This window comes from Reella acinonychis (assembly GCF_052828705.1).
Map to the genome: position 1 here is coordinate 470,575 of NZ_CM128256.1, position 17,482 is coordinate 488,056.

At 39.7% G+C, this 17,482-nt stretch carries 15 protein-coding genes; 10 read left to right on the top strand and 5 right to left on the bottom strand.

What is annotated here, in order from left to right:
- Positions 1-19: 19 nt before the first annotated feature.
- Positions 20-2,401, bottom strand: coding sequence for a ribonuclease R (rnr, locus tag ACUXZ4_RS02340; protein WP_464973451.1), 2,382 nt, complete (start codon positions 2,399-2,401; stop codon positions 20-22).
- 301 nt (positions 2,402-2,702) lie between these two features.
- Between rnr and ACUXZ4_RS02345 the strand changes: the two genes are divergently transcribed.
- From ACUXZ4_RS02345 to napF, 5 genes are read left to right on the top strand one after another with little or no spacing between them, the layout of a single operon-like run.
- Positions 2,703-5,126 (top strand): DMSO/selenate family reductase complex A subunit, encoded by a 2,424-nt coding sequence (locus ACUXZ4_RS02345; RefSeq protein WP_464973452.1) that lies wholly within the window; start codon positions 2,703-2,705, stop codon positions 5,124-5,126.
- A 10-nt stretch (positions 5,127-5,136) separates the two neighbouring features.
- A complete protein-coding gene (locus tag ACUXZ4_RS02350) occupies positions 5,137-5,754 on the top strand; it encodes a DMSO/selenate family reductase complex B subunit (protein WP_464973453.1) in 618 nt (205 codons plus the stop codon).
- A gap of 1 nt (position 5,755) precedes the next feature.
- Positions 5,756-6,604 carry a dimethyl sulfoxide reductase anchor subunit family protein gene (locus ACUXZ4_RS02355; RefSeq protein ID WP_464973454.1) on the top strand — a complete coding sequence of 283 codons (849 nt, stop codon included), beginning with the start codon at positions 5,756-5,758 and terminating at the stop codon, positions 6,602-6,604.
- A gap of 58 nt (positions 6,605-6,662) precedes the next feature.
- Entirely contained in the window at positions 6,663-7,271 is a 609-nt protein-coding gene (gene dmsD / locus ACUXZ4_RS02360; RefSeq protein WP_464973455.1) for a Tat proofreading chaperone DmsD, read from the top strand.
- Between the two features lie 23 nt (positions 7,272-7,294).
- Positions 7,295-7,816, top strand: a complete 522-nt coding sequence (gene napF / locus ACUXZ4_RS02365; RefSeq protein WP_464973456.1) for a ferredoxin-type protein NapF — start codon at positions 7,295-7,297, stop codon at positions 7,814-7,816.
- On the opposite strand, the gene lpxH is transcribed toward napF, so the two are convergent.
- Both lpxH and ACUXZ4_RS02375 read right to left on the bottom strand, forming a co-directional pair.
- Positions 7,803-8,534, bottom strand: coding sequence for a UDP-2,3-diacylglucosamine diphosphatase (lpxH, locus tag ACUXZ4_RS02370; RefSeq protein ID WP_464973457.1), 732 nt, complete (start codon positions 8,532-8,534; stop codon positions 7,803-7,805). The genes napF and lpxH overlap by 14 nt on opposite strands.
- A gap of 8 nt (positions 8,535-8,542) precedes the next feature.
- On the bottom strand, positions 8,543-10,327 hold the full coding sequence (locus ACUXZ4_RS02375) for an ABC transporter ATP-binding protein/permease (RefSeq protein ID WP_464973458.1): 1,785 nt from the start codon (positions 10,325-10,327) through the stop codon (positions 8,543-8,545).
- A 171-nt stretch (positions 10,328-10,498) separates the two neighbouring features.
- On the opposite strand from ACUXZ4_RS02375, the gene ACUXZ4_RS02380 reads away from it, so the two are divergent.
- A complete protein-coding gene (locus ACUXZ4_RS02380; RefSeq protein ID WP_464973459.1) occupies positions 10,499-12,157 on the top strand; it encodes a putative transporter in 1,659 nt (552 codons plus the stop codon).
- Positions 12,158-12,252: 95 nt separating this feature from the next.
- On the opposite strand, the gene ACUXZ4_RS02385 is transcribed toward ACUXZ4_RS02380, so the two are convergent.
- Positions 12,253-13,173 (bottom strand): cation diffusion facilitator family transporter, encoded by a 921-nt coding sequence (locus ACUXZ4_RS02385; RefSeq protein ID WP_464973460.1) that lies wholly within the window; start codon positions 13,171-13,173, stop codon positions 12,253-12,255.
- 219 nt (positions 13,174-13,392) lie between these two features.
- On the opposite strand from ACUXZ4_RS02385, the gene ACUXZ4_RS02390 reads away from it, so the two are divergent.
- A complete protein-coding gene (locus ACUXZ4_RS02390; RefSeq protein WP_464973461.1) occupies positions 13,393-14,571 on the top strand; it encodes an ATP-grasp domain-containing protein in 1,179 nt (392 codons plus the stop codon).
- A 14-nt stretch (positions 14,572-14,585) separates the two neighbouring features.
- Positions 14,586-15,338, top strand: coding sequence for an esterase family protein (locus ACUXZ4_RS02395; protein WP_464973462.1), 753 nt, complete (start codon positions 14,586-14,588; stop codon positions 15,336-15,338).
- A 145-nt stretch (positions 15,339-15,483) separates the two neighbouring features.
- On the opposite strand, the gene ACUXZ4_RS02400 is transcribed toward ACUXZ4_RS02395, so the two are convergent.
- Complete coding sequence (locus ACUXZ4_RS02400) at positions 15,484-16,308, bottom strand: alpha/beta hydrolase (protein WP_464973463.1); 825 nt, start codon at positions 16,306-16,308, stop codon at positions 15,484-15,486.
- Positions 16,309-16,521: 213 nt separating this feature from the next.
- Between ACUXZ4_RS02400 and ACUXZ4_RS02405 the strand changes: the two genes are divergently transcribed.
- Both ACUXZ4_RS02405 and ACUXZ4_RS02410 read left to right on the top strand, forming a co-directional pair.
- Positions 16,522-16,791, top strand: a complete 270-nt coding sequence (locus tag ACUXZ4_RS02405) for a BrnT family toxin (protein ID WP_464973464.1) — start codon at positions 16,522-16,524, stop codon at positions 16,789-16,791.
- On the top strand, positions 16,775-17,086 hold the full coding sequence (locus ACUXZ4_RS02410; RefSeq protein WP_464973465.1) for a BrnA antitoxin family protein: 312 nt from the start codon (positions 16,775-16,777) through the stop codon (positions 17,084-17,086). Before ACUXZ4_RS02405 ends, ACUXZ4_RS02410 begins: the two co-directional genes overlap by 17 nt.
- Positions 17,087-17,482: the final 396 nt, after the last annotated feature.

Genomic DNA, 17,482 nt, shown 5'->3' on the forward strand with positions numbered 1-17,482 from the left:
ATTTATTCCTTGCTAACGACTAATTTCTCTTTTTCTTTGATGTTTTACTGGCTTTTTTCACCGCACTTTTTTCTTTCTTTTTGTGAAAAGTGCGGTCAATTTTTGCTGACTTTTCAGCTTGCTTGGCTTTGGTTTTAGCGGTTTTCCCTTGACGACGAGGTTTACGTTCGCTGGATATGAGACTAAAGTCCACCTGACGTTGCTCTAAGCTGACATTTTCTACCCGAATTCTGACTTTATCGCCCAAGCGATATAGCATACCACTATTTTCACCGATGAGGCGTTGTCCTGCAGGATCAAATTTGTAGTAATCATTGTCCAAGGTGGAAATATGAACTAAACCATCGATAAATAAATCGTCCAATCGCACAAATAATCCAAATCCCGTAACGGAAGAAATAATGCCATCAAATTCGCTGCCTACATGATCTTGCATAAATTCGCATTTGAGCCAGTCTGCGACTTCTCGGGTTGCATCATCAGCACGACGTTCGGTCATAGAACAATGATCACCCAGTTCATCAATTTCATCCAATTGGTAGTGATAGCCGCCTGTTTCGGTGGTTTTTCGTTTTGAACCTTTTTCTTTTGCTAACAAATACTTAATAGAACGATGTAAAGTTAAATCAGGGTAGCGACGAATTGGTGAAGTAAAATGTGCATATTCCGTTAACGCTAAACCAAAATGCCCAATATTATCTGCATGATAAATGGCTTGGCTAAGACTGCGTAATAACATGGTTTGGATTAATTCGTGGTCAGAACGCTGTTTGACTTGAGCTAATAACTCAGCATAGTCCGCTGTGGTTGGTTTTAAACCGCCACGCAATGATAAGCCACATTCCGCTAAGAAAGTACGGAATGAAGTTAATTTTTCTTCACTTGGGCTGGCATGAATACGGAATAGTGCGGGCTCCTGATGACGTTCCATAAAATTCGCTGCACAAATATTAGCTAAAATCATACATTCTTCAATGATTTTATGCGCTTCATTGCGTACAACTGGTTCAATGCGTTCAATTCGTCCTAATTCATTGAAAATAAATTTGCTTTCAATGGTATCAAAATCAATGGCACCACGTGCTTGGCGTGCGTCATTTAATGCTTGGTATAAGGCATAAAGTTGCTCTAAATGTGGTACTAATGATTCATAACGCTGACGTAGATGTTCATCGCCTTGTAAAATTTGCGCCACTTTATTATAGGTTAAGCGTGCGTGCGAATTCATAACGCCTTCGTAGAATTGATAGCCTTTGATTTCACCTTTAGTGGAAATCTCGATTTCGCACACCATGCACAAGCGATCGACTTGTGGATTCAGGGAACAAAGTCCATTGGATAACACTTCTGGCAGCATTGGCACAACACGATTTGGGAAATAAACCGAATTGCCTCGACTGCGTGCTTCATTATCTAATGCAGAACGTAAACGCACATAATAGCTCACATCTGCAATAGCAATCCACAAGCGCCAGCCTTGTTGTTCTTTGCGACAGAAGACTGCATCATCAAAATCACGCGCATCTTCTCCGTCAATGGTTACCAATGGAAGTTCGCGTAAATCAACGCGACCTATTTTGGCTTGTTCTGGCACTTCTTTTGTGAATTTCTTAATGGCTTTTTCTACTGCTGCTGGAAATTGATGTGGAATATCATGATTACGTAACGCAATTTCCACTTCCATGCCTTTCGCCATATTATCGCCAAGAATTTCTACAATTTCGCCAACTGGTTGGCTAAAACTTGCAGTGCGTGCTTTTAATTCCACCACCACAACTTGTCCCATTCTTGCGCCCATACGATGTTCATCAGGGATTAAAATATCTCGTCCAATACGGCTGTCATCTGGCACCACATAGCCGATCCCATTTTCTAAGAAGAAACGACCAACGAGATGTTTTTTACGGTTTTCTAACACACGAACAATACGCACTTCTTGGCGACCTTTTCGATCAAAGCCACTCAGTTGTGCTAACACAAAATCGCCATGCATAACGCGTTGCATTTGCCCGTTGGGAATGAATAAGTCTTTTTGATTGACGGTACCTTCTAATTCAAGAAAACCATAGCCATCACGATGACCAATAACAGTGCCTTTTAATAAATCAAGTTTTTCAGGCAAAGCATAGCGTTTACGCTTGGTAAAAATGAGCTGACCATCATTTTCCATGGCTCGTAAACGGCGACGAATTCCCTCTAATTGATCTTCGCCCTTTAAACCAAAAGTCGTGATGATTTCTTCTCGTCTCATTGGTGCATTATGCTCACGAATGATTTGTAACAGAAATTCTCGACTAGGAATTGGGTTGGAATATTTGCGTTTTTCTTGCTGATATTTGGGATCAAGGTGAAGCACATCGATAAGTGCGGTCTGTTTTGGCGAAGTTTTTTTACGTGCCATAAGGTGATTATTTCCTTTCAATTAAGTTGGGCACAGTTTGACACTATGGGGTAGGGAAAGCAAGAAAAGAATGTGTTTTCGCATTGTTAATCATGCTGTTTATCATAATATGAATTGTAGTTTTATTATACAAAATTTGATAAATGCTAATTATTATCAGTTATCAATTTGATTTCAATCACATTTTTGAAAAAAACTTCTTTTTATCCTTTGGAAAATTGATCTAGCTCATGATGTTTCAATATTGTAAATGCTTAAATAAGATATTTTTTATTTTATGGTCTAACCAGTGGGGGAAGTGATGGAGAAATCAATTATGAATCCTAGCTTAACAAGAAGATCTTTACTGAAAAAGACTTCTATTGGGGCAGCAGTAGCTGCGACAAATATTTCACTGCCTTTTAAAGCTTCAGCAGAAAAAAGTGCGGTGGATCTTTCTGATGAAAAAGTAGTTTGGAGTGCTTGTACCGTAAACTGCGGTAGCCGTTGTCCGTTAAGAATGCATGTGAAAGATAACAAAATTACTTATGTGGAAACGGATAATACAGGGACTGATACCTATAATGTGGATCATCAGGTACGCGCCTGTTTACGTGGTCGTTCAATGCGTCGTCGTGTGTACAATCCAGATCGTTTGAAATATCCAATGAAGCGTATTGGTAAGCGTGGAGAGGGTAAATTTAAACGCATCAGTTGGGATGAGGCATTAACGGAAATTGCCGCTTCATTACGTAAAAATATCAAGAAATATGGTAATGAGTCCATTTATTTGAACTATGGTACAGGGACTTTAGGCGGTACCATGACAAAATCGTGGCCACCGGGTGCGACCTTGATTGCTCGTTTTATGAACTGTTTGGGTGGCTATTTAAATCATTACGGTGATTATAGTACTGCACAAATTGCGGTGGGCTTAGATTACACCTATGGTGGTGGCTGGGCATTGGGTAATGGTATGGCTGATATTGAAAACAGTAAATTGGTCGTACTTTTCGGTAATAACCCAGCAGAAACCCGTATGAGTGGCGGTGGTTTAACCTATTGTATTGAGCAAGCACGTGAAAAATCCAATGCGAAATTAATTATTATTGATCCAAGATATACAGATACCGGAGCGGGTCGTGAGGATGAATGGATCCCAATTCGACCAGGTACAGATGCAGCGCTTGTTTCAGCATTAGCTTATGTGATGATTACGGAGAATTTAGTAGATCAGCCATTCTTGGACAAATATTGCGTGGGTTATGATGAGAAAACTTTACCAGCAGACGCGCCGAAAAATGGACATTACAAAGCTTATATTTTAGGTCAAGGCGATGATGGTATTGCTAAAACACCAGAATGGGCGGCGAAAATTACCGGTATTCCAGCCGATCGTATTATTAAGTTAGCGCGTGAAATTGGAACTACCAAACCGGCATTTATCTCGCAAGGTTGGGGACCGCAACGCCGTAGTAATGGTGAATTAATTTCTCGTGCCATTGCGATGTTACCAATTTTAACAGGCAATGTGGGTATTCATGGTGGTAACACAGGGGCAAGAGAAAGTGCTTACAAAATTCCATTTGTACGCATGCCAACCTTAACGAACCCTGTTAAAGCAAGCATTCCAATGTTTTTATGGACAGATGCAATTTTCCGCGCTCATGAAATGACAGCATTAACTGATGGTATTCGTGGTGTGGAAAAATTAACTGCGCCAATCAAAGTGATTTGGAATTATGCAAGTAACTGTTTGATTAATCAGCATTCTGATATTAATCGTACTCATCAAATCCTACAGGATGAAAGCCAATGTGAATTGATTGTTACCATCGATAATCATATGACGGCGACTGCAAAATACAGTGATATTTTATTGCCTGATTGTACAGCTTCAGAGCAAATGGATTTCTGTATGGACGCTTATGTGGCCAATATGAACTACATTATTTTTGCTGATCAGGTTATTACGCCTTCATTTGAATGTCGCACAATTTACGACATGATGACCGCACTTGCAGAAAAAATGGACGTGAAAGATCAATTTACTGAAGGTCGTACTCAAGAAGAATGGTTGCGTCATCTATATCAATTATCTCGTGAAAAATTGCCTGAATTGCCAACTTTTGAAGAGTTCAGAGAACAGGGTATGTTCAAGAAAGTGGATCCAAATGGTTTCTATGTGGCTTATAAAGATTTCCGTAATGACCCAGAAGCACATCCATTAAAAACACCATCAGGCAAAATTGAAATTTATTCCTCACGTCTTGCAGATATTGCGAAAAGTTGGGAATTAAAAGAAGACGAAGTCATTCATCCGTTGCCAATTCATGTAGATAGCTTTGAACATTATGGCGATAAATTAATGGAAAAATATCCGTTACAAATGACGGGTTTCCATTATAAAGCGCGTACTCACTCAACTTATGGCAATGTGGATGTAATCAAAGCGGCAAATCCACAAGAGGTATGGATCAACCCGATTGATGCAGAAAGCAGGGGAATTAAAAATGGTGATGTGATCCGTATCTTTAATGATCGTGGTGAAGTACGCATTAATGCCAAAGTGACCCCTCGAATTATTCCTGGTGTGGTGGCATTAAGTGAAGGGGCTTGGTATGCACCTGATAGCCAAGGTATTGATCATTCAGGCTGTGTGAATGTATTGACAACGCAACGTCCATCGCCTTTAGCGAAGGGTAACCCACAACATTCTAATTTAGTTCAAGTTGAAAGAGTCTAAGGAGTGAGTTATGGAACAATATGGTTTTTATTTTGATTCAGAACGCTGCACAGGCTGTAAAACTTGCGAATTAGCCTGTAAAGATTACAAAGATTTAGGCACCGAAGTCAATTTCCGTCGTATTTATGAATATAGCGGTGGTAATTGGATTCAAGATAAGCAAGGTTGCTGGAACCAAAATGTATTCGCTTATTACATGTCGATTTCTTGTAACCATTGTGATGATCCTGCTTGTGCTAAAGTTTGTCCAACAGGGGCAATGCACAAAAATGCAGATGGTTTCGTGATTGTGAATGAAGAAACCTGTATTGGTTGTCGCTATTGCCACATGGCCTGCCCTTATGATGCGCCACAATATGACGCGGCAAAAGGGCATATGACCAAATGCGATGGTTGCTATTCTCGCGTCAAAGAGGGCAAAAAACCAATTTGTGTGGATGCATGTCCTTTACGTGCGTTAGATTTTGCACCTATTGCTGAATTACGTGCTAAATATGGTAATGAAGCAGCAATTGCACCTTTACCGCCTGCAGATTTAACGCAACCAAATTTAGTGGTAAAAGCAAATAAAAATGCGCGCCCAAGTGGTGATACGTCTGGTTTCTTAGCTAATCCAAGAGAGGTGTAAAATGAACGGATTACACGAATTACCCCTAATCATTTTTACCGTATTAAGCCAATCTGTTGTGGGGGCATTTTTACTCTTTACCCTCACATTATGTTCGGCACAAGATAAGCACTATCGTGCTTATGTACACAAAGCCATGTTTGTTTTACTGCTATTGCAAGGTGTTGCATTTGTGGCGTCAATTACCCATTTAGGTTCACCGTTACGAGCGTTTAATTCCCTTAATCGTATTGGCGAGTCCATGATGAGTAATGAAATTGCTTCTGGTGCCTTATTTTTCGCTTTAGCAGGTTTGTATTGGTTAATTGCAATTACAGGGAAAATGCCAAAAGCATTGGGTAATTTATGGTTAATTTTAACCGCACTTGTTGGCTTAGCCTTTATGTTCTTTATGAACCAAACCTATCATATCGCCACAGTGCCAACCTGGAATACGGTATTTACCTCTTGGAACTTCTATTTAACAGTGGTTATTGCGGGTTTTGCTTTAGGCTATGCGTTGTTACAAAGTGATCGCCCTGATGCGAGAATTTTAAAATGGGTGCCAACTGCGGTGGGAATTGGCTTATTATTAGCTGCTGTTGTTGCGATTTACCAAGGTTTTAGTTTCGGTCACATCATTACTTCTGCGCAAAAAGCCAACGCTTTAGTACCAGATTTTGCGGTATTAACTGCGATCCGCGTGCTTTGCATTGGTCTTGGTGTTGCGTTATTATTTTGGGCATTACGCAAACCAACAGGTGCTATCAGCAAAGTGCTTGCAGTATTATTGATTTTTGGTGCTGAATTTATCGGTCGTAGTTTATTCTATGCTTTACATATGACCGCCGGTACAGCCATTGGTGCATAACCGCATGATTTAATTGTTTGGGCGTATTCTATACGCCCTTTTCATTCGAGTAGTAATTATGACAAATCAGCCGTCTTACGATTGGATTTCAACTTCAGGGCGTTTGCTTGGCGCGCTATTTTATTATGAACCTTCTTCAACACAACTTTCACCAATTTTCCAATTTTTCCAACAAGCTGATTGGCAACAAGATTGGGAAACGGAAGTTTCAGGGGAGATCATTGAAAAGATCGCTCATGGTATCCATTCTCCTGAAATTGAAGCAGAATATCAAGCCTTGTTTATTGGTCCCAATAATTTAATCGCGCCGCCTTGGGGATCGGTGTATTTAGATCCTGAAAGTGTTGTATTTGGTGAATCACTTATTGAATTGCGCCAGTTCTTACAACAACATCAATTGAGCTTTACTTCAGATAATAATGAGCCAGAAGATCATATTGGTTTAATGCTGATGTTTGCTGCTTACCTCGCTGAAAATCAGCCAGATTTGCTTGCTGAATTTATGCAAAAGCACCTTATGACTTGGGTTGAACGCTATTTAGAATTAATGGCGAATCAGCAACAGTCCTTGTTTTATCAAGGCATTGCTCAGCTTACGCAATTGACATTGCAAGGTTGGCAGCAATATTTAGGCGTGAAAACGGAAAAAGTGCGGTTATATTTTTAATCGTTTTTGCCAAGGGCATGGTTATGCAAAAAGATGAACGCTATTATCAAGCTTATTTATCCCATCACCAGATTTCAAGGCGAGGGTTATTTCGAGGCTTGTTGGGCAGTACGGAAAAAGCATTGCAAAAAACGCAATTGCGTACAGCCATACGTCCACCTTTTGCTGCGGAAGAAAATCTGTTTCTAACAGCTTGTGATGGCTGTGGTGATTGTGTAAAGGCTTGCGATCTCGGCTTAATTCAAATAGAACAAAATAAGGCGATATTGGATTTGTCTTATGCTAGCTGTACGCTATGTGGCGATTGTGCCAAAAGCTGCACTCGCTATGCTTTACATCCTTCCTTTAAGGCTGATACTGAACAGCGCCCTGTTTTCACTTCAAACTGTGTACAACACAGCCAACAAGTTTGTACCGATTGTCAGCAAGCCTGCCCACAACAAGCGATTTCGCCAACATTGTTGGTCAACTCAGAATTATGTAACGGTTGCGGTGAATGTCGATTGGCTTGTTTTGCCTCTGCGATTCAGCTTAATTTAAATTAGGCGAGAGAGATAAATTCAAAAATTGGTAACCCTGTTCATCCACTTGTAAAATCGAGGACGTTTCCCCCCAATCGCCTAGCACGATCCGCTCAAAGTGCGGTGCCATTTGATGAATATTTTGTCGATGAGTATGCCCATGAATTAAACGTGTTACGCCAAATTTTTGCATGGTTTGCAAGGTGAAATCAGGATTTACGTCCATAATTTGTTGCGGTTTGTGTTTTTTGTCTGCACGACTTTTATTGCGAATGTTCTGTGCGATTTTTAACCGCACTTTTAATGGCAAATGTAGAAATAGCCATTGTCGCCATTTTTGATGCACTTTGCGGCGATATTGTTGATATTTATGATCATCGATGCAAAGGGTGTCGCCATGGCAAATTAAGGTTGGCGTACCATATAAATCAATTACTTCATAATCATTTAATAATTGCAAACCACAGCTTTGGGCAAATTGTTGACCTAATAAAAAATCACGGTTACCACAAATAAAGTAACAAGGAATTCCCTGTGCAGTGATTTGATGAATTAGCTCTTTCACAAGGCGAACAAGTACGGAATCTTCATCATCGCCGATCCAAAAATCAAATAAATCGCCAAGAATATATAAACGCTCTGCTTGTGGCGCAATATGTTGGATAAAATCCACAAAAAGTGCGGTTAAATCTGGGCGATTTTCACTGAGGTGTAAATCGGCGATGAATAGGGTTTTAGCCATAATATCCTTTACTGTAATTGCCAAGTTTGTGTGCTAGGGTCGATCAGCAATTGTTGTTGGTGGTGTACGTTTAATGTAGAACGATGTCCCACACTAATAATCGTTGTATTCGGTAATTTTTGTTTGAGCAAGCGATACATCGCATCCTCTAAACCTTCATCCATGCTTGCTGTCGCTTCATCTAAAAACGCCACTTGTGGTTGAATAATCAACAAGCGTGCAAAAGCCAAGCGTTGCTGTTCGCCTAAAGAAAGCACTCTTGTCCAGTCATTTTCTTGCTCTAATTTATCACTGAGATGACCTAATTGCACTAAACGCATAGTTTCAGCTGCTTGCTGCAAATCTAAATCCTGTGGTGCCAGTTCTGGATAGAATAAGGCGTCAATTAAACGCCCTTGAGGCAGATAAGGTTTTTGCGGTAAAAAGAGTGCATTCTGTTGTGGACGCTCAATTTCCCCTTGTGCATAAGACCACAAGCCTGCAGCTGTGCGCAATAAGGTCGTTTTGCCCGATCCTGAAGGGCCTTTGATCAACAAGGAACTACCCTGTGGTAAGTTTAAATTGAGATTGCGAATGAGGAGTTCACCTGTTGGTTTACAAATAGAAACTTGCTTAAATTGCACCGCACTTTGATGCGATTGTAATGAAAGTTGAGGGCTTGGTGTGGCTTGTTCAATGGCACTATGAAAGCCAGTTAAACGATCTAAAACCGCACGATAGCTAGCAAATTCATCATAGGCATTACGGAAATAAGAGAGTGCGTTTTGTACGCGTCCAAAAGCCTGTGCAGTTTGAATTAAATCCCCTAGCTGAATTTGTTTGCTGAAGAAACGACTTGCTTGAATAATAAATGGAAAGACCACTGAAATTTGGGTCATGATTAAGTTAAAACCCGATAATTTCAATGTCATATGGACCATTTTCCATACATTATCAATCACTTGATCAAATTGTTTCATTAGACCTGAACGTTCCATTTTTTCGCCGCGGAAGAAAGCAATGCTTTCCGCATATTCTTTGATACGAATTAAGGAATAACGATAGTTCGCGTTTAATCTTTCGTTGGCGAAGTTTAATTTGATTAATGGACGACCAATGCGGAAGGCAAAAATACTGGTGATTAACACGTAAATAAAGACTAAAAAGACCATCGCATGTGGAATGGTTACAGATCCGATAGTCATAGGGCCTGCTAGTTTCCATAAGATTTGGGTGAAAGCCACAATGGATACCACCGAAGAAATCACACCAGTAGCAAAACTTAAGGACGCACTCACATAGGATTGCACATCTTGTTGAATACGTTGGTCTGGGTTATCTAATTGATTATACACATATTGGGTTTTGTAATAAGCTTGATGTTGTAGCCATTTATCCACCATATTTTCATTGAGCCACGTACGCCATTGAATAGTAAAACGTTGGCTTAAATAATAAGTGAGCAATGCATTACTAATATGTATTGTAGCTAAAATTGAAAAGACCACCATTTGCACCCAGAAAATATTTTCATGCATATTCTGCAATGCGTCATACATGGCTTTGTACCATTCAGAGAAAAGAATATCTAAGCGAACGGCGAGTAAATTAAAAAACACGATAACGACAAAATAAAGCAGTGGTTTCAAACTCTGTTTTGGTGAAATGTAACCTTTAGCGAGGAACCAAAATTGTTCGCCCCATTTGGTTGTTTTAACTAAAAACCAAACAACTGCGGTGAATAATACCGCAGTTATTGCGAGGGTTTTTAAGATCCAAATAAATGAGGTCAACAGCTCTTGTGCATAATTCATAATTCATTCAGTTAATTTTTTATTAAAACTTTTAATTATTTTTCAGTAAATACTGTAATTAAGCAAGAAAAAATGTGATGAAAATCAAACTTTATTATATTAACTATTTTCAGTTATATTGCTTGGATTATAATTTATATCGGTTAAATTTTATCTTTTTAAGGAGGCTTTATGTCTGAAATAGCCATCACCATAGGGATTTTGTCCTTGGTGGCTGTCGTTGGCCTGTGGATTGGGCATTGGAAGATCAAGGGCGTCGGTCTTGGCATTGGCGGTGTATTATTTGGGGGGATCATAGTTGCTCATTTTACGCATCAAAATGGTTTGCATCTTGATAAACATACACTTCATTTTGTGCAAGAATTCGGTTTGATTTTGTTTGTATATACTATTGGTATTCAGGTCGGCCCGGGTTTCTTTGCTTCTTTGCGTCAGTCAGGGTTAAAACTTAATGCGTTTGCCGCATTAAATGTATTTCTTGCCGCTTTAATCGTCGTTTTAATTTATAAAATGGGCGATGTGCCTCTTGATGTAATTTTAGGTGTGTATTCTGGTGCAGTAACCAATACGCCATCTTTAGGTGCAGGGCAACAAATTCTGTCTGAACTCGGTATGAAAAATATTACCGAAACCATGGGTATGTCTTATGCGGTGGCTTATCCTTTTGGTATTTGCGGTATTTTATTAAGTATGTGGCTAATCCGTTTATTTTTTAAAGTAAAAGTGGATGATGAAGCAGCGAACTTTAATAAGAAAAGTGGTAAAGACAAAGAAACCTTACAAAAAATTGACTTACGCGTAAACAACCCTAATTTAGACGGCATTGAACTGAAAGAGATTCCTGGTTTTGAAACAGGCGATGTACTTTGTACCCGTTTAATTCGTGGCGAAAATATCAGCGTACCTAAAGGCGATACGGAAATTTATTTGGGTGATTTACTTCATTTAATTGGTGAACAAACTGCATTGAATAAGGTCCGTTTGGTAATTGGTGAAGCTGTCAATGTTGAACCGTCAACGATTAAAGGCAACTTGCGTTCGGAACGTGTGGTAATTACCAACGAAAAAGTATTAGGTAAAAGTATCCGCACTTTAGCCTTCCACCAAAAATATGGCGTAGTGATTTCTCGTTTAAATCGTGCGGGGGTGGAATTGGTACCAACTGCAAGTACGACTTTACAATTCGGGGACGTTGTTCATGTTGTTGGTAGTGCAGAGGTTATGGATAAAGTGATTTCTGTGCTAGGCAATATGCAATCGAAATTACAACAAGTGCAGATGCTGCCTGTCTTTATTGGTATTGGCTTAGGGGTGTTATTAGGCTCTATTCCGTTCCATATCCCTGGTTTCCCTGTACCATTAAAATTAGGTCTAGCTGGTGGTCCATTAGTGGTGGCATTAATTTTGGCGCGTATTGGTTCTATCGGCAAACTTTATTGGTTCATGCCACCAAGTGCTAACTTAGCTTTGCGTGAAATTGGTATTGTCCTTTTCCTTTCTGTTGTGGGGTTAAAATCTGGTGGCAATTTCGTTGAAACCTTAGTCAACGGAAATGGTTTAGAATGGATGGGATACGGTATTTTAATTACTTTTATTCCATTGATGGTGGTCGGTATTATCGCCCGCATGTACGCGAAGATGAACTATCTTTCTTTATGTGGTTTACTCGCCGGTTCTATGACTGATCCCCCAGCCTTAGCCTTTGCAAATGCGATTAAAGAGGATAGTGGGGCTTCTCCATTGGCTTATGCGACAGTGTATCCTTTAACCATGTTCTTAAGGATTATTTCGCCGCAACTACTCGCCATTTTGTTGTGGACCATAGGCTAAAAATTCAGTTAAATTTAACCGCACTTTATTGGTATAAAGTGCGGTTTTTTTATCGTATTTTTATAAGTCTATCCAAGTTTTATTTTGCCAGTTTTCTACTGTTCTTCATGCGTATTAATCGCTAAATTCTCAATTTGAATGGTGACATGTTCAATTTGATATTCCTGTCTTAGCATTTTGCAAATGGCTTCAACAATTTCATAATCATTCACATTTTGATATTCATTGAGTAGCACATGAAATGACAAACTGTAAGAATTTTCCCCGATTGACCATAAATGAAATTCATGAATTTCGTTCACATGTTCAATGGCTAAAATGGATTGATGAATTTTATTTAGATCCAGTGTATCAGGCACCGCTTCCATTAAAATGAAAAAGGCTTTTTTACAGATTTTATAACCGCCAGCAAACAGAATAGCGCTGATGATCAAACTGATGATGGCATCAATTTCAATAATACCTGTGTAGTAAATTAAAATTGCGGCAGCAATCACTCCCACAGAATTGAGCAAGTCGCCAATAAAATGCCATAGCGCACTTTTGATATTAAGATTATTTTCTGCTTTTAAACTCCGCATTAAAATAACAGTGAGCACAATATTAATTAATAAACCAATGCAAGCGATAACTAACATGGAAGTAAAATCAATATCCACAGGATTAATTAAGCGTGAAATTCCCTCAATAGCAACCCCAATGGCGATAATAATTAACGCCAAACCATTAAGAAAAGCGGCGATAATTTCAAAGCGTTCATAGCCATAAGTAAATTTTTCATTTGGCTCTTTGGCTGCGTAATAAATAGCTATCATACTTAAAAGTAGCGCGACAACATCAGAAAACATATGGAAAGAGTCTGAAATAAGCGCAAGGGATTGGCTAAATATTCCCCCTAACAATTCCACCAAAGCAAAAAACAAAGTCAAACCAAGGGAAAGCCATAAGGTTTTTTTACTGGTTTCTTGCTGTTTATGATGTTTTAAATGATGATAATTAAAAGTGATCGGTTTCATATTGTCCCCCACAAAGTCTAAATTTGTTGTTCATTGTAGTGGAGACGCGCATCAAAATAAACCTCTTTAAACCAGACGATCTTTTCATAGTCTTTGAAAGTGCGGTGCATTTTTTACAAGTTTTCTTTTATTATGACGCAAACGATTAAATTTGATAGCCAAACGCATGAAACTAACATAGAATCAGTTTATAGTCCTTTTATTAATGGAGATACGCCTATGTCTATGCCAAAGAATTTTGTGATGATTTCACCGCACTTTCCAACCAATTTTGAGCCTTTTGCGGCTCGGTTGAAAGCGCAGGGGTTCAATACCCTCGGCATTGCCGACACCCCTTATGAGCAGTTAAGCGAAGGCTTACGCAATTCTCTGACTGAATATTATCGTGTGGATAATATGGAAGATTATGAGCAAGTTTATCGTGCAGTAGGTTATTTCGCTCATAAGTATGGACGCATTGATCGCATTGAGTCGCACAATGAATATTGGTTGGAACTGGATGCGAAATTACGCACCGATTTCAACGTGTTCGGCTATAAAAACGACGATATGTTGTCGATCAAAACCAAAGCCCAAATGAAAGAAGTGTTCCGCAAAGCAGGGCTGAAAGTGGCGAAAGGACGTGTGTTTGGCGATGACAAAGACGCTCAAAAATTAGTCGAAGAGTTGAAATTCCCTGTGATCATCAAGCCAAACTCTGGCGTAGGGGCAAGTGATACTTACAAAGTGAAAACCCAAGAAGATTTGGAACAGTTCTTTGCTAATCGCAACCCAAGCACTGAATACATTATGGAAGAATTCATCGAAGGCGACATCATCACCTTTGACGGCTTAGCTGATCACGACGGCAATATCGTGTTCTACGCAGGCCTGGAATATTCCGAAGCGGTAATCGACACCGTCAGCCAAGACAACGATATGTACTACTATGTGCCACGCGAAATTTCGCCAAAATTGGTGGAATTGGGCAAAGAGTGCGTCAAAGCTTTCAAAGTGCGTGAACGTTTCTTCCACTTTGAATTTTTCCGCGTGAAAAAAACCGGCGAAATTATGCCGCTTGAAATCAACTGCCGTCCACCAGGTGGCTTAACCATTGATATGTGGAACTACGCCAATGATTTTGATGTGTTTAATGAATACGCCAACATCGTGCGTGAAAACAAGTTCTACACCAACATCACGCACCCGTGGAACGTGGTTTATATCTCTCGCAAAGCCAACAAAAACTACGCTAATACAACTCAAGCTATTTGGGAAAAATTTGGCTCGAATATTATCAGTATTCAAAGCGTGCCGGGAGTATTTGCGAAAATTATGGGCGAAGAAGGCATTTTGGCTCGTACCGAAACCTTGGAGCAAATGCGTGAAATTGTACAGTTTGCTCAACAAAAACAATAAGGAATTAAGAGATTATGCATTTTGAAAGACGTAGCCACTGGAGTGGCGAATTAGGGCGTGAAATGTACTTCAATGTATATGGTCACGCAGGCAAACCTGTGATTGTGTTTCCTTCTTCTGGTGGTGACCAAAACGAATATGCGAATTTTGGCATGATTGATGCTTGTCGTTCGTTTATTGAACGAGGGTTAATCAAATTTTACACCCCAGATTCTTACGACAAAGAATCTTGGCTAGCAGAATGGAAATCAAGTCATGATATGGCGCAAGCACATAATGCTTACGACCGCTACATTGTGCATGAATTAGTGCCATTAATTCGCCATGAATCACAATGGAATGGCACCATGATGGCAACAGGTTGCAGTATGGGCGCATTCCATGCGGTCAATTTCGCCTTACGCCATCCTGATTTATTTGATATTACCATTGCACTCAGTGGCGTATATGATGCACGTTTCTTTACAGGCGAATTTTATGGCGATCAAGCGGTGTATTTCAATTCACCGGTTGATTACCTATGGGCGCAAGATGATGACTGGTTCTTAAATCGCTATCGCCAAAATCACTTTGTGGTTGCTGTTGGTCAAGGCGCGTGGGAAGAACAACACATCAGCGCAACGCATCAGCTAAAACAAGCCTTTGAAGCCAAAAGCATTGAAGGCTGGTTCGATTTTTGGGGACATGATGTGGATCACGACTGGCCTTGGTGGAAAGTACAAATGCCTTACTTCTTAACCAAATTAGAAGAACAGGGGATTATTTGATTGTTACATGTAGGGACGCTACGCTGGCGTCCGAATAAAATGGCATTCAATGTAAAGTTAATCTCCTAGGACGCGAGCGTCGCGTCCCTACTTATTGGGAGCAATCTTTCTGACAAAAGTGCGGTGAATTTCACCGCACTTTTTGCTATTTCCCCATTAATGCAAAGCGTAGAAATTCCACAAAATGATTTGCCCAATGGGCTTCGTGGTGGGTTTCGTTTGCCATAATTTTTAAACGAATATGATCTAATGGGTGTCTAGTGCGGATTAAGGCTTGATAATAACGCAAAGTGCTATCAATATAGGTTTGATTCATATTAGAAATATATTGTGCGTCGATATCATCGCCCTCATTGGTACCCACTTGGATAAACACGCGGTTTTGATAATGGAGCGGATGATGGTGCAGAAAATCCAAAAATGCACCTTCGCTAAACCAAGAGGCAAGGGAAAATACGCCTAAATGCCCAAAAATATGTGGATAGGCAGCGCCCATATAAGCGGTAATAATGCCGCCCATTGAACTGCCTGCAAGTAGCGTATTTTCTCGCTGAGGCAAGGTGCGATAATGTTGATCCACAAAAGGTTTTACTTTATTAACTACCCAATCGCCATAGAGCATCCCCTTTCCACCCACAGGGCGCGCAATACTATGTTGCCCCACTTCTGTTTGCCAAGGTGCATATTCATCAATGCGATTTACTGTTGCATTATCAATGCCCACAATAATCAGTTTTGGAAATTCTTGATGTTCTTTAATAGTGGGAATAATTTTCCACGAATGTCCCGAATAAGATTCTCGACTATAAAAAATATTCTGTCCGTCGTGCATATACAACACAGGATAACGTTGCCAGCTGTCTTTATGATAATCCTTTGGCAACAACACGCGAATACGGCGGTGTTCGTTATAATAAGGCACATAGAGGAAGTGTTCTTCCATTTTTAAAAAATAGTTTATTGGTTTCATTGCGAATCAATTTTTCTGTCATTTTATTGAATAACGCGCATTGTCGCGTATTTAACTTGAACGAGCAAGTTTGTGAGACCTTTTTGTTGATTTTTGTTTATTCGCAATTTCCCTTCAACCCCAAAACTGCGGTGAATTTCACCGCGGTTTTATCCTTGACAATGCTTATTTTGTATCTACAATATGATTATGTGATACATATAACAAGTTGTTATGCGAATTGACTACGACCCAATAAAAAATCAACGTAATATTGAGCAGCGAGAGCTTTCTTTTGAGTTAGCTAGGGATCTGGATTGGGAGGAGGCGCTTATTTGGCAAGATACGCGGAAAGATTATCCAGAGCCTCGATTCTGTACACTTGCTTTACTAAATAAACGATTGCACGCACTTTGTTTTACCCCCATTAAAGACGGTATTCGGGTTATCAGTTTTCGCAAGGCGAATGCAAGGGAGATAAAATATTATGAAAGTCATAAATAATGTAGATTATGATGATGTAGAAAATGTGCCTTTTACGGATGAAGAACTAGGACAATTTCGTCCATTGGCGGAAGTTATGCCGCCTGATTTTGTCGCTATGGTGCTTAATAACCAGCAGGAGCGAGCTAAACTGGGCAAAGTTCGCAAGCCACGAGGCAAGCAACGTAAGCCAACGAAAGAGGCTGTTAATCTCCGATTATCGCCTGAAGTTTTGGCGGCTTTTCGCGCGACAGGCAAGGGCTGGCAAACTCGTATTAATGATGTTTTACTCAAACATATTCAAACCACAATGTAGCAAGATGAGATCAATATATTCATCATCCCCTAAACCACAAAAACTGCGGTGAATTTCACCGCGTTTTTTTGTTATGAGCTATTTAAGTAGGGACACCACGCTGGTGTCCGTAAAATAAGGTTCAAAACAGATCGCAATATCAGGTTGTAAAGGTATGATTTAATTATGCTTATGCTTATGCTTATGCTTATGCTTATGCTTATGCTTATGCTTATGCTTATGCTTATGCCGAAATTTACCCTTTAAATTTGCTGAAACTTTGCAATAAATTTACAAAAAAAGTGTGGACTTTATGCGTGTGGGGGGGGATAATAAGCCGTCTATTTTATTAGACAAATAGGCAATAAGAAAATATTTTTTTATTTATGGAGTGCTGTTGGTTCATTGGATGAAAAT

Coding starts and splice junctions, on each gene's coding strand:
- rnr (WP_464973451.1), bottom strand. CDS start 2,401: ATGGCACGTAAAAAAACTTCGCCAAAACAGACCGCACTTATCGATGTG.
- ACUXZ4_RS02345 (WP_464973452.1), top strand. CDS start 2,703: ATGGAGAAATCAATTATGAATCCTAGCTTAACAAGAAGATCTTTACTG.
- ACUXZ4_RS02350 (WP_464973453.1), top strand. CDS start 5,137: ATGGAACAATATGGTTTTTATTTTGATTCAGAACGCTGCACAGGCTGT.
- ACUXZ4_RS02355 (WP_464973454.1), top strand. CDS start 5,756: ATGAACGGATTACACGAATTACCCCTAATCATTTTTACCGTATTAAGC.
- dmsD (WP_464973455.1), top strand. CDS start 6,663: ATGACAAATCAGCCGTCTTACGATTGGATTTCAACTTCAGGGCGTTTG.
- napF (WP_464973456.1), top strand. CDS start 7,295: ATGCAAAAAGATGAACGCTATTATCAAGCTTATTTATCCCATCACCAG.
- lpxH (WP_464973457.1), bottom strand. CDS start 8,534: ATGGCTAAAACCCTATTCATCGCCGATTTACACCTCAGTGAAAATCGC.
- ACUXZ4_RS02375 (WP_464973458.1), bottom strand. CDS start 10,327: ATGAATTATGCACAAGAGCTGTTGACCTCATTTATTTGGATCTTAAAA.
- ACUXZ4_RS02380 (WP_464973459.1), top strand. CDS start 10,499: ATGTCTGAAATAGCCATCACCATAGGGATTTTGTCCTTGGTGGCTGTC.
- ACUXZ4_RS02385 (WP_464973460.1), bottom strand. CDS start 13,173: ATGAAACCGATCACTTTTAATTATCATCATTTAAAACATCATAAACAG.
- ACUXZ4_RS02390 (WP_464973461.1), top strand. CDS start 13,393: ATGTCTATGCCAAAGAATTTTGTGATGATTTCACCGCACTTTCCAACC.
- ACUXZ4_RS02395 (WP_464973462.1), top strand. CDS start 14,586: ATGCATTTTGAAAGACGTAGCCACTGGAGTGGCGAATTAGGGCGTGAA.
- ACUXZ4_RS02400 (WP_464973463.1), bottom strand. CDS start 16,308: ATGAAACCAATAAACTATTTTTTAAAAATGGAAGAACACTTCCTCTAT.
- ACUXZ4_RS02405 (WP_464973464.1), top strand. CDS start 16,522: ATGCGAATTGACTACGACCCAATAAAAAATCAACGTAATATTGAGCAG.
- ACUXZ4_RS02410 (WP_464973465.1), top strand. CDS start 16,775: ATGAAAGTCATAAATAATGTAGATTATGATGATGTAGAAAATGTGCCT.